Origin of the sequence: Carboxylicivirga linearis, from assembly GCF_018271995.1 — a bacterium.
In the GTDB taxonomy this organism is placed as follows: domain Bacteria; phylum Bacteroidota; class Bacteroidia; order Bacteroidales; family Marinilabiliaceae; genus Carboxylicivirga; species Carboxylicivirga linearis.
Genome location: NZ_JAGUCO010000007.1, coordinates 1 through 16,662, shown reverse-complemented (window position 1 = coordinate 16,662; position 16,662 = coordinate 1). Strand labels below are relative to the sequence as shown.

The window sequence follows — 16,662 nt, the reverse complement described above, 5'->3', positions numbered from 1 at the left end:
TTGCGGACAAGCAAAAAAAAGAATTGAAGGAATTAAATTTATCAACTAACAGATAAGCTTAATCCCTTCATTAAAAAAATACGAGCATAGACGTATTCATTTAATGGACTAATACAATTAAATTTGCTCTATGGAAATTCAAATTGCATTAATAATTTCAGTAGTCGCTCAATTTGTGGCATTCTTCATCACTATTAGCCTAATTCCAAAGACAAAATTTAATATTGCCTGGATTAGTATATCAATAGGTTTTTTGCTTATGGCAATACGGAGACTGCTTGAAGTCTTGGTTTCTTTCAAAGAAATTGAATCGAATAATCTAACAAATATTAATAGTTGGATTGCTGTAATCATATCTCTTGCAATGTTAATCGCTTCTATATATATCAGAAAAATATTTGAAGTCTTAAACCGTATTCATCAACTTCGGAAAGAAAGTGAAGCTAAGTTACTCACAGCAATAATAACCACAGAAGAACGAGAAAGAAGAAACTTCTCCAAAGAAATTCATGATGGTTTAGGACCAGTGTTATCTTCCGCAAAAATGACTGTTTCAGCTATCAACAAAACAAATGTTTCTGAACAAAACATCCAATTACTAAATAAGGTTGAAAATCTGGTAGACAATGCCATTGTTACTACCAGAGAAATATCAAATAAGCTTACTCCACACATATTGGAGCGTTATGGTTTAAAAAAAGCAATTGATACATTTGTGCGAAATATTGTAAGTCAAGAGACAATTGAAATGAACATTTCAACAAATCTTGGGAATAAACGATATGGAAATAACATTGAGGCAATACTATACCGAATCTGTTGTGAGTTAATCAACAACACTCTCAAATATGCCAATGCAAAAAATGTATCTGTTTTACTTACTGATAATACTGACAGTATTGAGTTGAAATATGATGATGATGGAATAGGTTTTGATATTTCAAATATTGAAGATGGGATGGGTTTAACCAATATCAAATCAAGAGTAAAATCATTGAATGGTACTATTGAAATAATAACTTCACCAAATAATGGATTTTATACCTGTATAAAGTTTCCAATATGAATAAAGGTCTAAAAATATATATTGTTGATGACCATTCCTTGTTTAGGGAAGGATTACACTTTTTATTAAATAATAGCCAGTACATTACTGAAATTCGAGAAGCAAAAAATGGACAGGAATTTTTAGCAGACGTGGAATCCTATAATCCTGATGTGGTGCTAATGGATATTGAGATGCCGGAATTGAATGGTATTGATACCACTAAAGAAGCATTAAAGATTTTACCTGAGCTTAAAATTGTGGCTCTCTCAATGCATTGTGATGAGAATTTTTATAGTGAAATGATTGAAGCTGGGGCAATTGGATTTCTAATAAAAAATTCAAAATTTAATGATGTAGAAACTGCAATAATAGAAGCTTATAACAACCGAAATTACTTTTCACCTGAAATTCTATCCTTTATTGTAAAAAGTTTAAGTCGAAAACAAGAAATACCTGTTTGTCAAAAATTAACACTACGAGAACAAGAAGTATTAGTGCGTATTTGCCAAGGTTTATCTAATCCTGAAATTGGAGAGGAACTCCATATAGCGAAAAGAACTGTTGATAAACATCGTGAAAACATTCTTTCAAAGACCCAAACAAATAATACTGCCGAATTGGTTGTGTATGCTATTAAGAACAAATTTTTCGAGATATGAAATTTCTCAACTAAATATTATTTTAAATATACTTTTAGCTACATCATCTTTCCACCGCCTTTGACTTACAAGAATTTATATAAATACCGTTTCATTAAAAGAGGTGAAAAAAATCATTTAGGTACGTTCATAATCGTATTTTAAAATACGATTAACACCTGTTTTTCAATTGGTTAATATATAGGAGTTTTGTTCTGTAATTAAAAAACACAGAACAATGAAAAATTTCAGAATCCTTGCACTTGCTTTAGCAGCTATTATTCTAATTAGCTCATGTGCATCAAAATCAAGCAAAGAAAATACGGTTAGTCTGTCCGGTGCATTTGCACTTTATCCTTTGGTTGTAAAATGGGCAGATGAATATAAAAAGGAAAATCCCAATGTCAGGTTCAATATCTCTGGTGGGGGTGCTGGGAAGGGTATGGCTGATGCTTTAGCTGGAGCGGTTGACCTGGGCATGTTCTCTCGTGAAATATCTCAGGAAGAAAAAGATAAAGGGGTATGGTGGGTAGGTTTAACTATTGATGCTGTAGTACCAACTATCAGCAACCAAAATTCATATTTAGAGATATTAAAGAAACGAGGGCTTACACGTGATGAATTTAAAGCCATTTTTATTGATAAAAGCATTAGCGGATGGGATGAATTAGTTGCAGGAGAACTTAAAAATACCATTTCAGTCTATACTCGTTCTGATGCTTGTGGAGCTGCCGGAACATGGGCTAAATATCTTGGAGGCAAACAGGAAAATTTAAGCGGAGTAGGCATTTTTGGCGACCCGGGTCTTGCTGACGCTGTAAGCAAAGACCCTGTTGGAATTGCATTTAACAATACCATTTTTGCATTCAACATAAAAACAGGTGCTAAACGTGACGGTATCGAGGTTATTCCGATTGATATAAATGCTAACGGAAAAATAGATCCCGAAGAAGACTTTTATGATTCATTTGAACAGATACTAAAAGCCATTGCAAATGGCATATATCCTGCTCCTCCCGCCCGAGAATTATACTTTGTTTCTAAAGGAAAACCTGAAAAAGAAGCTGCCATCGACTTTATTAAATGGACACTAACTAAAGGACAAGCATTTGTTAAAGAAGCCGGATATGTTCCTATCGAACAATCAAAAATCAACAAATACCTGGATAAACTTAAATAATTAATCATTTGTAAGAATGCTTTACAGAAGAATAGTATCCGATAAAATTACAGAGTGGTGGATGGTTACTTCTATTTTTATTATTGTGATACTGCCCATAATAATAGGATTTGGATTATTTACCAAAGCAGCACCATTAATAGAACTAAAACCCTTAGGTGAACTAGTTGGTTCAAGTACTTGGCTGCCTCATAAAAAGGAGTTTGGGTTCTTGCCTTTTATTTTAGGTTCACTGTATGTCACACTTATAGCCTTCCTTTTATCTGCTCCGATTTGTTTATTCTCGGCAATATATCTCACTCAGTTCTCATCAAAACGAGTGTTGCGAATTATGCATCCTGTAATAGACGTTTTGGCAGGTCTTCCATCGGTTATTTACGGTGTGTGGGGAATTGTTGTAATTGTTCCTTTTGTATCTGATTATCTGGCTCCTCTATTTGGCACAACCAGTAGTGGTTACAGTATCCTTGCAGGAGGAATAGTTTTAAGTGTTATGTGCATACCGTACATTTTAAATATGTTGATAGAAGTATTCAATACTATTCCTCTTGGTTTAAAAGAAGCTTCTCTGTCAATAGGAGCTACGTTTTGGGAAATGGTTAAACATACTGTTATATCTAAGGGATTTCCCGGTATTTTATCAGCATTTGGATTAGGAATTGCCAAAGCATTTGGTGAAACAATGGCAGTGATGATGGTGGTTGGTAATATGGTACAAGTCAAATTTCATTTGTTTGATTCAGCTTACCCTCTTCCAGCACTAATAGCCAATAATTATGGTGAAATGCTTTCAATTCCAATGTACGATTCGGCTTTAATGTTTGCAGCGCTCTTGCTTTTTGTCATAATCCTGTTAATCAATCTGGTATTTAGGTATTTCATTTACAGAACAAAGAAACATGAATAAAAGAAAAATCATCGAAGAAAAATTATTCCGTGCATTTTCGGCCTTTGCAACCTACTCACTTGTCGTAATACTTGCATTTATAATCATCATGATTTTTGTAAAAGGCTTTGGAGCATTGTCATGGCAAATGGTGTTTGATACACCCAAAGGAGGTTATTATTATGGCGGTGAAGGCGGTGTTTTAAATGCAATTATAGGCTCTTTGTATATATCCGTAGGTGCAACCAGCATTGCTACTATAGTTGGTATTCCGGCTGCATTATATATCAATATACACTTGTCAAGATATAAGCAGATTCAAAATACTATTCGTTACATTCTTGATGCATTGTGGGGTGTACCTTCTATTGTTTACGGAGCATTTGGTTTCGCACTTATGCTGTTTTTAGGGATGAATGCTTCGTTACTAGCAGGAATTATAACGGTAGCTTTACTTATTATTCCCATTGTAGTACGCACTTTTGATGAAGTTTTGAGCACCATACCAAAAGGTTTGCATGAAGCCTCATTATCATTGGGTTCTACAAGGTCAGAAATGGCATTCAAGGTTATTTTCAAGCAAGGGTTTCCTGGATTTATTACGGCTTTGCTATTAGCTTTTGGCAGGGGTATTGGCGATGCAGCTTCTGTTCTTTTTACTGCCGGGTACACCGACTTGATTCCTATACATCTTGATGAACCTACTGCAACTTTACCATTAGTTATATTTTTTCAACTTGGCTCACCAATACCCGAAGTTAGAGAAAGAGCTTTTGCGGCAGCAGCCTTATTGACTATCATAATTTTATTCATTAGCCTCTCGGCTAGGTTTCTGTCAAAAAGATTTTCAAAAACCAATTTAAACTAGGCTTAATTATGTATTTGCTAAAAAAAGAAATGATGAATGTGGATAAATTAAACCATGTAAATATTCCAACAAATTCAGAATCCATTTTGCGTGTAAACAATCTGAATGTATATGCTGGTGAACATCATATTTTAAAAAATTTGAATGTGAAAATCCCTAAAAACAAGGTTACTGTTTTACTGGGGCCATCCGGCTGCGGAAAAACAACCCTGCTTAAATGTATGAACAGACTTACCGATATATATAAAGAACTAAGTGTTTCTGGCAGTATCCATATCGAAAATGATAACATCCTTAATACAACTAAAAATATACCTTCTATAAGACAGAAGATGGGATTGCTAGGTCAGCGTCCTTATCCTTTGCCTGTATCTATATACAAAAATGTAGCCTACGGTATAAAACTGAAAGGTGTAAGGGACAATAAACTGATTGATTACAATATTGAAAAACATCTTAAAGAAGTGGGTTTATGGGATGAAGTAAAAGACAGGTTGCATAGTTCCCCACAAAGTCTGTCGATAGGTCAACAACAACGACTATGCCTGGCTCGTGGATTAGCCGTAAAGCCAAGAATCATACTGGCAGATGAACCAACATCAGCTCTTGACCCAATTTCTAGTAAAATAATTGAAAACCTTTTCAGAGATTTAAAAAAACACTACACAATAGTTTTGGTAACGCATGTATTAAGGCAAGCAGTTAGAATTGCTGATAATGTTGTTTTTATGTCGAATGGAGAAATTATTGAACAAGGCACTCCTGATAAACTATTTAAAAATCCTCAATCCTCTCAATTACAAGAGTATTTGGTTGATGGAAACTAAAATTTAAGGAATTAATTAAAACAAAAATCACAATGAAAAAAATAAAACTAACATTTATAAGTATTGCTGTATTATTTACAATTGAAATTTCTGCTCAATCCGGTAAGCTACAAATAGGTGCAGAATTTCGTCCTCGTTTATTAATTGATAATGGTTATGGAACACCACAGTTAAAAGGAGAAAGTACGCCTTTATATGTTACACAGCGAACTCGATTAAACGCTGGATTTCAGCAGGATAAAGTAGAAAGTTATATCTCTTTGCAAGATGTAAGATTATGGGGCGAGGATAACAATTATAAAAGCAGCGGTGTTTATGGCAACACCGAAAGTTTGAGTTTACACCAAGGTTGGGTAAAACTTAACTTAAACAAAATGCTTTCTTTAAAAATAGGAAGACAATTATTTGCGTACGATGACCAACGAATTGTATCTGCAAGAAATTGGAATGATTATCAGGTTACTTATGACGCCTTGCTTGCAGAGTTCAAAACCTCAAAACACCGTCTGCATATAGGTTTGTCATATAATGCTGAAAGTAAAAGCAACATTTTGTTTCCTGAAACAAAGTTTAAATCGTTTGATTTTATCCACTACCAATACAAAATTGAAAAACTAACCCTTTCAGGTATTGCAGTTGTCACAGAAAACACAGTTAGTGATAGCACAGAAAACTTCATTTTAAGAGGGACATATGGAACAAATCTAAACTACAAGAATAAGAAGTTTAATTCTCATATATCTGCTTATTATCAGCATAATTTAAATGATGAGGGAGGAAAAGTATCATCAATTTGCCTTTCGGCTTTTATATATTATGATTTAGTACAAAAATTGAATCTGGGAATAGGTCTGGATTACCTATCAGGCAATGATGAAACATCATCGTCAACAGTGGACAATAAGTTTGACATACTTTATGGTCGTCGTCACGGATGGTATGGGTATATGGATTACTTCAGTACAACTCCAGAACAGGGATTGCAAGACTATATGGCAAAACTAACGTATAATCCATCCGATAAATTAGATATTCAGTTGCACTATCATTATTTCTTGCTTTCTAGTAATAAGTATGATGAAACAAACCCTGTAGAAAAAATAAATAAAAATTTAGGACATGAAATTGATTTGAAACTAAAGTGGGAATTACAAAAGTCTGTAAATCTGGAATGCGGATATTCAATATACAGTATGACCAACACTTTAAAGCAGCTAAAAAAAGTAATGGGACAAGAACTAAAAACACCACAATATTGCTATGTTGCAATAACTGTTAAACCATCGGTTCTGTTTGATTTACCAGATAAAACTACCGTTAATTAAAGTTTTGTGAAAAATATTGTGAATACGTTCAAAAACGTACATATACGTTTTTGAACGTATTATTTTTTTACGGTTTTGTATGTACTAAAATCATAATGATGGGAACTACCTTTGTTACAAAAATATAATATGATTACTCCTTTTATAATTCCTTTTATTATAGCAATGTTTCTGGCAATTAACATGGGGGGAAGTGGAACTGCTCCAGCCTTTTCAGCAGCCTATGGTGCCAGAGTTTTACGAAGAGGTCTTATACCCGGCTTATTTGGAGTTGCTGTTTTTATTGGAGCAATTGTGGGTGGTAAGGAGACAGCAAAAACAATAGGAAAGGGTATATTAAATCCGGAAATGATGACCTTTGTTGTTGTATCTATTATTTTATTTTCGGTTTCCATATCTCTATTAATAGCAAATATTTTAGGCATACCTCAATCAACAAGCCAGGCAACCGTTTTATCAGTTGTAGCTCCTGCTGTATATTTTAATTCACTCAATACTCATAAGCTTTTTTACGAAATTCTTCCAACATGGCTAATCATGCCAATTGCTTCATTTGTTATTTCATTTTTAATAGGTAAGTATATCTATAAACCTATACGAAAAAGAGGTTATACAATGTCAAAGCAATTGAATGAAAGTCATATCCTAAAAGGATTAATTATCGCTATGTCGTTATATGTTGCTTTTTCCATTGGTACAAATAATGTAGCTAATGCTGTCGGCCCATTAGCTAATCTTTCATTCAACACTCTTAGTATTAGTGAAAGTGACTATGTTTATATTTTAATACTCTCAACATTAATAATAGCACCTTGCTTCGGAATAGGAAGCTCATTATTTGGTTATAAAGTGGTTAAGAATACAGGGAAAGAAATTGTATTGTTTGGCAAAATAGAGGCTGTTATTATATCCTTTATTTCTGCCTCCCTTTTGCTTATTGCATCACTTATTAAAGGGATTCCAACTTCTTTGGTTCAATTAAATGTTGCTGCAATAATTGGAATTGGAACAGCAAAGCTTGGTTTCAGAAATATTTTTAGAAAAACAGAAGTGAATAAGTTTTTTATAATGTGGCTTATTGCTCCTTTAATAGCGTTTGGTATATCTTTTCTTTTGACTTACATATTTTTTCAGTTTGACTTTGTAAGTCACATAACGTCAATATCAAAATAATCTATCTATATTGAACATCAAAATTAGGGCAACAAATAAAAAAATATAAAAGTTATCAACAGGTTTTCTATTATTTTTTAGGTGTTTTGTTTACCCTTTTGTATGGCAATTTGTATTTCCCATAAATTTCAAATAAACAACCATATATAATTGTATTTAAGCTAATTGGAAGATTATCATTTCACCTTTTCACGGTTGATTTTATGAGTAGTGGCAGATTGCGTGGCACTTTCCTGTCAAACCACTACGCAGTTTGACCGGGCTACAAACCTTGATATTTACCACATCGCCTGCCATTACTTATACAAAATGTGCCTGTTGCACAAATCGTTTTTTATACAATTATATGCGTTAATATAGATTCTATTCATAAAATAGAAAGTTGTATTCTCATTTTAGTTGCTCTTGTTATAATTCGTAAAAATGTACCATATGAGTCTAAAAAGGCTAATAATAGAGCATATTTGGTCAATATATTAGCTTTTGGAGTCATTGCCTGAGACTCAATCTTACTTATGCTATATTTTAATAGTTTTTTCAAGTTGTAGGCACAAGCAGCCATATGAACAACCTTATTTGCTTGTTTTAGTCCCAACGTATTAATCTTCCGTAATCCAAGAAATTGGGTTAAAGTACCCCAAGCTGGCTCTACGGTGGCTTGCCGTTTGCCTTTCATTCGTTTGCCAAACCAGCTATTTACACGTTTGTTGTTTCTATGATATTCATCCAAATAAGCAGTTATAGCAATCTTTTTTTCAAACGATTTGCCAATGCAAGCCTTCTTCTGAGGACAGTTTTTACAGTCGCTTCGCTTGGTGTAATAATGATTTTGTAATGAATCGTTGCTGTATTTTTGTTTTTTGAACACTACTTTAATTCCCTGTGGACAGATCCAATAATTCTGATCTTTTACAAAGGTAAATCCTTCGGGTCCTCCTTTAAAAGTACCGTGCTTAGGGATGTAACTTACCAGTTTTTGGTCTTCTAAAAAGTGATAGTTTTCGCCACTGCTATAGCCGGCATCTGCCAAAATAGTTGTCCATAATAATCCGGATCTTGTCAGTCTATTTTTTGTCCGTTCAACAATGTCCTGTAAGTTTTTACTGTCAACTCTATCTGCATGGTAGGCTTGAACGTCGCTTATTATATTGTGTGAAGTATCTACCGTAATGTTTCCGTGATAGTTTAACTTTCGAGCTTTTCCAGGCTTTACGCTGATACGTGCATCGGGATCCGTAGGACTGTAATGTGTTTTGTTGCTGGTGTATTTTGATCGTTTGGATTTAGCTCCTTGACGAGTGGTTTGCTCGGTGGACCATTTCTTTTGGCGAGCAGCTATCTCATTGAGTTCATCTTTAGTGGCAGATACTTTTCTTTGAGAAGATTGAGCTTTATCCTTCTTTGCTTTTCTCACCGGTTGCTGATCTCCATGGGAGATGGCTCTTATTTTTGATAAATGTTCTTCCAGTTCTTCTTCCGGTACTTTTAACTCCAGACTATCCATGCTTGCATTGGCTTTGATAGGGGCGGCATCAGTAGCCTGAGTATGTCCGCTCACCAGACCACTGTCAACACACAATTTAAATATCTGAGTAAATACCTTTTCGAAAATATCCTCTGGAAACAACTGACGGGTGCGGCTGACAGTGCTGTGCCAAGGCAAGGGCTCGTCAATATCATATCCCAAAAAATACAATATATCCAGACGCATTGAACAATGTTCAATTAATTTACGATCGCTAATAATATTCTCTAAATAGCCCACAATACATAACTTAAAAAAGACACGTGGATCGATACTTTTTTGACCGCAATTACCATAATAAGATTCGGTTTCTTTTAGCAGAAAATCCAGATTCAATACTGACTTTAATCGGCGGTAGAAGTTATGCTCTGGAACAACTTGACTGAGCTGAAAACTAACAAATAGCTTTTCCTGATATTCTTTATTGCCTTGCATGCCTTAAGTTAATAATTTTTGGCTATTTGCTAGTTGTGCAACAGTTACAAATGTTATGGGCTGGGTTTTAATCAATTTTCTTGTTTTCAAAGTCTTATTCCAAAATTCTCATATGTAAATGTTCCACTTCCGTGTTTTAATTTTCCTTTCTCGTACAATTTGGAAAAAGCTTTATCCATATCTTTTATAATCGACAATGGTACATTTAAATCGTGATGTGCAGGTAAAATTTTCTTTACAGTCAATGGCAATAATTTTTTAATTGAATTCATATAAGCAATTGGGTCTGTTGATGGAAAATCCGCAAACAATACATCCATATAAATCAAATCTCCTGTGTATAAATAGCCTTTATCTTTTTCAAAAAAGCACATATGTCCTGGTGAATGTCCAGGAGTGTGTAAAACTTGTATTGTTCGTCCTCCCAATTCAATTGTATCGTTATCTTTTAGTATTCTTGTCGGAACTCCTTTAAAAAGGTCGTAATCGTTAACATTAAAATCTTTTGGAAAATCGCACGGTTCTTCTATCAAAAAGTTTCTAACTTGTTCTATTGCCAATGGAAATCCTCCATTTATCCATTCTGTTTCTGCTTCGTGCACATAAAAGTCAGGGAAATATTTATGTCCACCAAAATGGTCGTAGTGCACGTGTGTCGTAACGACTGTAACAGGTTTATCTGTTAGTATTTGTACTTGTTCCAGAATATTTTCAACTCCAAGTCCCGTATCAATTAGCAAACATTTTTCTGTCCCATTTAGCACATAGCAATGTGTTTCTTCCCAATGTTTGTACTCACTTATTATTGATGTGTTCTCGTCAATTTTTTCAATTGTAAACCAATTATCTTTCTTACTATTTGTCATTTATATAAATTCGATTTCTTTATCGTTAAAATTTTCTATTTTATAGTCGGCTATTTCAAAGTCACATTCTCTATTTCCATTGGTAAAAGCAACAACTTTCATTCTTGCATTTTTTGCTGCCAACATACCTGAATAAGAATCTTCAATTACAATACAGTTTTCAGGTTTAATCCCTAACTTTTTTGCAGCTTTAAAATATATTGCAGGGTCAGGCTTACCTTTTATTTCAAACTCCGCGGATGAAATGGAATCAAATAAATGAAAAACATTTAATTTTTCTAAAACCACAGGAATGATTTTATCTGGTGAATTTGTTGCTAATCCAATTTTATATTTTTTTGTTTTAAGTTTTTCAATAAATGGTTTTACTCCTTTAATTTGACAATTTTCAGTTTTAATCAATTCTATAACTCTTGAAATAACCATTTCTTCTACAGTCCTTAATTCTATGTTTTTCCAAGGATATTTATCATACCAAAACTTAGTAACCTCTGAAGTTGTCATTGATTCCGTTAGTTTAGAGTATTCATTAGTGACTTTTACTCCTAAAGATGTAAATACCTCATTCTCTGCTTGCTTCCAAAATCTTTCCGAGTCAATTAAGACTCCATCCATATCAAATATAATCGCTTTATTCATTCTCTTTTAATTACCTGTAAAAGTATCAAAGCCCGTCAGTTAACCTTGCCCATAACGGTGGCGGTCGAGTAGGCAAAGGGAATTGCACCCTAAGCCTCTCACAGAACCGTACGTGATAGTCTCCCATCATACGGCTCTTGTTATACAATCTGCTACAAGTTAATGGGAATATCTCAATTGCCAATGGTAAAACAAGTAAGGATATTGTTTCCTTACCCTATCCAACCATGCATAGGCTTTATTGAGGCTATACCTATAGCGTTTATACCGTTTTCGCGCCCAGCGTACCAATCGGCACCACAAGAGGTAGAATACCTTTGAAAGCTCATGTCCTCTGAATTTACCATAATAGTTTATCCAACCCCGAATAAGTGGATTCAACTTTTGGGCTATACCTACTATACTTTTGAAACTCATGTTTATAATATCAAGTTCCTCCAGTTTGTCGGCTAGTTTCTTACGTGATTTTATACTTATTGCACAATCAAAACCCAAGAACAGTTTCCCTGTCCTCTTGGATTTGGTCGTACGAGGTTGAAACGAGAAACCAAGAAAATCAAATTTTACAGTTCTGTACTTGCCTTTACGCTTATAGTCTCGACAATACACCAACTTTGTTTTCTCGGGGTGTAATTCCAATCCGCAGTCGTTCATTCTTTGATGCAGTTGACTTAACACCCATTCCGCTTGGGCTTGGCTTTTGCAGTGAATTATGGCATCATCGGCATAACGCACATATTTTACCCCAGAAGCTTTTAGTTCTAGCCATTTATCGAACGTGTAATGAAGAAACAGATTTGCTAGCAACGGGCTTATCACACCTCCTTGCGGAGTGCCTTTACCCTGTCGCTCCATTAGATTTCCGTCTTTCTGTTGCACAGGCATTTCTAACCACCTTTTGATATACATGCACGCCCAATGTTCCGGAACGTGCCTTTGTACTGCTACCATGAGTTTTTCGTGGCTAATGTTGTCAAAGAATCCCTTAATATCCAAATCGATCACCCAATCATACTTCCAACAGTTCTCCCTGACATCAGTCAATGCCTGATGGGCACTTTTGTTAGGTCGATAACCATAAGAGTGTTCGCTGAATAGCTTTTCGAATCTTGGCTCAAAATAATCTTTTACAGCCATTTGACCTACTCTATCTGCGATGGTTGGCACTCCCAATTTGCGAATTCCTCCATCATCTTTCGATATCTCCACCTCTTTGACTGGTGGTGGAAAATAGCTGCCTGATGCCATTCGATTCCAAAGTTTGTACAGGTGCTTACTTCGGTTGGCATCGAACTCGTCCATACTAACCTCGTCAACTCCCTCACTCCCTTTGTTGGCCTTTACCTTTTTATAAGCCTCCCAGATCATTTGGCGACTTATCGGTATTGATTTTGTTTCATTCCATAAATTCATCCTCTTCCGAGTTGGTAAATGTTATGATACTGTATAACCTGACCCCTTGGCTCCATTCCCATTACAGGTACTTCATCGCTACTACTGGTCAGTCCGTCTCTGCATACCACTTCGCTTTTCGGCCTCTAGCTTGATTCTATTGTACCTTTCGCTTGGCATTGATATGCAGTTTCCCAAGTTCCTTAACCAAGCCTGTATAAAGTTCATGCCGCCTGAATGACGCCAGCCGTGCAGCCAGTAATCAGGTTTCCGCTACACTTATCACCGCATTCATACCTCTACGGCTTTTGACTGAGTATGGCACGTTCTCGACACCTCTTCAGCGGTTTACTTACGTTCATCTCCTTTATACCTACCTGCAAACCCTCATGGAGTAAGCTTTTCCTAAACGCTCAATACCATGGCTCTTTACCACAGCACCTTTAGGTGGTTTGATGCCCTCTCCTGCAAGACGACACCGATGGGCCAACCGTACAACTGGTTTCCATCATCTCAATTAAAGCATGCAGTACTGTTTAACGCCGATGTACTGCGTCTTGGCACACGTATGAAACGTTGCGCACTTCGAAGCACAAATCTATCAGCCCGCTAAACCGTTGATTAAATATTGTTTCTTTCAAATATAACACTTTACGCGCTATGTTTTATAACGCGTGTTGCCAGTAGTTTTTTATACATACCTCTCAATTAATTCATATCGCGAATCAGACAAACCATCTATTTCATCGGAAAATACAATTTCATTTTCATCTATGGAAACTATATAACCTTTTATCCATTCGATTTCTTCAAAACCAAAACCATATCTTAAAAGCCAAATTTCTACATCATCATTGGTGCCATATTTAATATAATTTCTTAGTATCAATGCTCTATTATCACCTGTTTTATCATGATAAATTTTAAATGCAGCTGATAATGGGTCTGATAAGGACAGTGAAATAACTTTATCTAAATAATCGTAGGTGTCATAAACTAAAATATCATAGTCAAAATGAATTATTGATGTATTTCTTCTGAAAATACCAGCAGTTGTGGCACCCGAATCAGGAAGCGATGTTGCAATCGTTGAATGTCTAATGGTTATTTTCTCCCTTAGTGTTGCAGCCTCGGATGGTAATATTTCTTGTCTCCGCAATCTAGTTTGAATATTTCGCTGAGCATCTTTATTTGTCAAGAATGCATGACGTAAGGAAACAATTTCTTTAAATGATTTACCCTGAATCTTCCACAACAAAATAGGAATAGATACACTTAAAACACTTGCTTCTCCTTTTGTTAGAGCATTTTTTCTTAAATGACTGATATAAATTTGTTTGAATGAATTCTTGATTGCACTTCTTGTATCATTCTCAATTTCATAGTATGCTTTCCCAGTAATCGGTTTTTCGTCAATTAAAAAATTATCTAAAATAAGCTGAATGTGGTCATTGATTTCGGCTTCTGACAATCTCACTACTTGACTTTGTGTCAGGTGTAAATCATTATCAAATGTATCATTCTGGATTGCTTCTGAAACATCTCTTAAGTCTTCATCCAAATCAGCTATACTAGAGTCAAGCATTGATGATTCGGATAAATTTGTTGTTTCTTGCATACGAAGACAAAACCTACCTACATTTCTTGATTTGATTATTACATATCCATAATCAAATGAGTTAAGCTCAGGAGTGCTTCGACCAGCTCTACCAATTAGATTTTTCAAATCAAGGTTTTTAATATTTTCATTACCCTGAAATCTAAAATTATCAATCCAAACGATATCAAAAGGCATGTTTATTCCTTGAGTCAAGGTAGATGTGGCAAAACAAATTTTTGCATGACCTTGGTTTACAAATTTTTCAATTAAAAGTCTTGCAAATAAAGGCATTGAACCATGATGAACAACAATCCCTTTTTCCATCATGTCAATCATGTGAGAATGTTTGTCTCCAAGAGCTGTAGAGGCTCCGATAAAACTTCTTAGTTCATCAATAATCAGAATTGACTCTTCTTCATCTAGTTTAGGACATAGTTCTATATACTTAGCGTAATCTGTAATATATGTACCATCATAGATTTTATTCTTTGAGATGTAAATAAGTAATGTTCCGTTGTTAATTAAAACATCCTCAACTAAGTCATAATTAACATCTACAAACTCTCTGTTTTTATCATCTATAAAAGGAGAAAAATAATGGAAACCTTTATTACTTTCAGATATGTAGATTTTCCCTACAGAACTTTGGTTGTATCGTGCATAAGCAGAGTCGTTTTCAAATCCATGTTTTAGAAGTTGAGCTTGTGGATTTTCAACAAATGGATGCGTGAATACTTTTTTTGCGTTTGGAATTAACCTATCAACTCTTCGCACAAAAGAGTCAAACCGCATACCTCTGATACGTTCTTCTGATATTTGAGCTTCATCAAATAGAAATAACCCAATATTTAAATCACCAATTTTACTAAATAAGTCTTCACCTCTTTCGGGAGTAATTATATAGATTCTTCTTGTTGTATTGTATATGTTGACATTTTCAATAAACTGCAAAACTAAAACTGAGGTGTCATCTTTAAGCATGTCTTTTACCCTAAAGATGTATTCCGAAATTAAAGCTCTTGAAGGTACTACTATTATAATATCTTCTTCTGTATTTAAAATCAACTCTCTAAACAAGTATGATTTGCCTGAACTCGTTGGTGCAGAAAATGAAAAATATCTCTTATCACTAATTTTTCGGAATGCACTCGCTTGTATTGGTGTAAATCTATGACCTGTGTCTTCCTCAATTGCATCTGCATAAATTGAATAAACTTCCTCAATTAAACTTTGAGGTGTGGTAGTTTTATAAAACAAACCTATTAAATGCATTAGCTTTCCTTCGTACAAAGAAAAAACTTGTGGATGATATTTTTTAATGAATGAAAGTCTTTCAAAATCATGAGTATTAACTGGACCATAAATATGTATATTATCCAAAATTTCTTGAATAACATCCTCAACTTCTACTCCTTCAATATATTTTAGAATATTCATACCTCCACTCCAATTATGTATAGTTCAGGAAAACCTAGCAACTCCTCAAAACCTTTCGAATTCAATGCTGTATCAAATATTCTATCATATTGTTGTCCATTTACAGAAAAAGCAGCTACGTATGCCTTGTGTCCCTTTATTGCATTTCCAACAGCCTCTTTGGAGCAAAAATGCTTTAAGTCTGTTAGCTCCATCTTATCCTTATTCTTTGCAATAAAACCTACTATCTGATTTATTGCATCCGTATGAGGATTTGAAGAGCTACTATATTTTGCCTCCCCAAACGACAGTAATTTGCTTTCACTTTCTGTGTGGAAATCAAATCCAGGATTACCTGTTTTCTTCTCTTTCCATATTTCTGCAAGGGGCAATTTAATATGTTTGAAATTATCACAGAGAGAATCTCTAGCAGATTCAGAAACTAAGTATTCACCAAATTCTTCTGTTACTACATTGTCAACTTTCTCGAATATTTCAGTTACAAGCTTAGTAATTGTTTTTTCGGCTCTAGCTTCATATGATATTTGTTCAATAATATCTAATCCCGATATCCAACTTTTATCTGATATCGTTTTTATTAATTCTTTCGCTCTTTCCTCAATATCATCAATCCTCACATGAATTTTATAGACACTTCCTTTGGCTATTTTGCCATATTTACTCATGTCTATATTTTCAATATTTATAATTTCCATAATCTATGTAGTGAGGTCTCTTAAAATTACTGGCAACGTTGGCTGGATGAAGTCGTGGCGCATTAGTCGTGGTGTCGTGTCACCCGATAGGGGGACTAAGACGGTAGACTAAAGTGTCAGGACGAGCA

The 16,662-nt window shown here is 34.7% G+C and carries 14 protein-coding genes; 8 read left to right on the top strand and 6 right to left on the bottom strand.

The features are described from left to right. Positions 1–130: 130 nt before the first annotated feature. The 8 genes from KEM10_RS11330 to KEM10_RS11295 all read left to right on the top strand — a co-directional run bounded on the left by KEM10_RS11330 (position 131) and on the right by KEM10_RS11295 (position 7,945). A complete protein-coding gene (locus KEM10_RS11330) occupies positions 131–1,066 on the top strand; it encodes a sensor histidine kinase (RefSeq protein WP_212216119.1) in 936 nt (311 codons plus the stop codon). Beyond that, positions 1,063–1,707 carry a response regulator transcription factor gene (locus KEM10_RS11325; protein ID WP_212216118.1) on the top strand — a complete coding sequence of 215 codons (645 nt, stop codon included), beginning with the start codon at positions 1,063–1,065 and terminating at the stop codon, positions 1,705–1,707. The genes KEM10_RS11330 and KEM10_RS11325 overlap by 4 nt, the downstream gene beginning before the upstream one ends. 217 nt (positions 1,708–1,924) lie before the next feature. Beyond that, the gene (locus tag KEM10_RS11320) at positions 1,925–2,866 is read left to right on the top strand and encodes a PstS family phosphate ABC transporter substrate-binding protein (RefSeq protein WP_212216117.1); all 942 of its coding nucleotides are present in this window, start codon (positions 1,925–1,927) and stop codon (positions 2,864–2,866) included. Positions 2,867–2,882: 16 nt separating this feature from the next. Next, entirely contained in the window at positions 2,883–3,773 is an 891-nt protein-coding gene (pstC, locus tag KEM10_RS11315; protein WP_212216116.1) for a phosphate ABC transporter permease subunit PstC, read from the top strand. Next, entirely contained in the window at positions 3,766–4,620 is an 855-nt protein-coding gene (gene pstA, locus KEM10_RS11310; protein ID WP_212216115.1) for a phosphate ABC transporter permease PstA, read from the top strand. Before pstC ends, pstA begins: the two co-directional genes overlap by 8 nt. Positions 4,621–4,628: 8 nt before the next feature. Further along, positions 4,629–5,447: a phosphate ABC transporter ATP-binding protein gene (locus tag KEM10_RS11305; protein ID WP_212216114.1), complete on the top strand. Its 819-nt coding sequence runs from the start codon at positions 4,629–4,631 to the stop codon at positions 5,445–5,447. A 32-nt stretch (positions 5,448–5,479) separates the two neighbouring features. Then, on the top strand, positions 5,480–6,772 hold the full coding sequence (locus tag KEM10_RS11300; protein ID WP_212216113.1) for an alginate export family protein: 1,293 nt from the start codon (positions 5,480–5,482) through the stop codon (positions 6,770–6,772). A 129-nt stretch (positions 6,773–6,901) separates the two neighbouring features. Next, positions 6,902–7,945 carry an inorganic phosphate transporter gene (locus KEM10_RS11295; protein WP_212216112.1) on the top strand — a complete coding sequence of 348 codons (1,044 nt, stop codon included), beginning with the start codon at positions 6,902–6,904 and terminating at the stop codon, positions 7,943–7,945. Between the two features lie 367 nt (positions 7,946–8,312). On the opposite strand, the gene KEM10_RS11290 is transcribed toward KEM10_RS11295, so the two are convergent. From KEM10_RS11290 to KEM10_RS11265, 6 genes are all read right to left on the bottom strand, one after another. After that, positions 8,313–9,905, bottom strand: a complete 1,593-nt coding sequence (locus KEM10_RS11290; protein WP_212216111.1) for an IS1182 family transposase — start codon at positions 9,903–9,905, stop codon at positions 8,313–8,315. An 86-nt stretch (positions 9,906–9,991) separates the two neighbouring features. Then, entirely contained in the window at positions 9,992–10,771 is a 780-nt protein-coding gene (locus KEM10_RS11285; protein WP_212216110.1) for an MBL fold metallo-hydrolase, read from the bottom strand. Further along, positions 10,772–11,410 carry a hexitol phosphatase HxpB gene (gene hxpB / locus KEM10_RS11280; RefSeq protein WP_212216109.1) on the bottom strand — a complete coding sequence of 213 codons (639 nt, stop codon included), beginning with the start codon at positions 11,408–11,410 and terminating at the stop codon, positions 10,772–10,774. A 159-nt stretch (positions 11,411–11,569) separates the two neighbouring features. Then, positions 11,570–12,823 carry a group II intron reverse transcriptase/maturase gene (ltrA, locus tag KEM10_RS11275; RefSeq protein WP_212216108.1) on the bottom strand — a complete coding sequence of 418 codons (1,254 nt, stop codon included), beginning with the start codon at positions 12,821–12,823 and terminating at the stop codon, positions 11,570–11,572. A gap of 670 nt (positions 12,824–13,493) precedes the next feature. After that, positions 13,494–15,839 carry a DEAD/DEAH box helicase gene (locus KEM10_RS11270; RefSeq protein ID WP_212216107.1) on the bottom strand — a complete coding sequence of 782 codons (2,346 nt, stop codon included), beginning with the start codon at positions 15,837–15,839 and terminating at the stop codon, positions 13,494–13,496. Beyond that, the gene (locus KEM10_RS11265) at positions 15,836–16,534 is read right to left on the bottom strand and encodes a hypothetical protein (RefSeq protein WP_212216106.1); all 699 of its coding nucleotides are present in this window, start codon (positions 16,532–16,534) and stop codon (positions 15,836–15,838) included. The genes KEM10_RS11270 and KEM10_RS11265 overlap by 4 nt, the downstream gene beginning before the upstream one ends. Positions 16,535–16,662 lie beyond the last annotated feature (128 nt).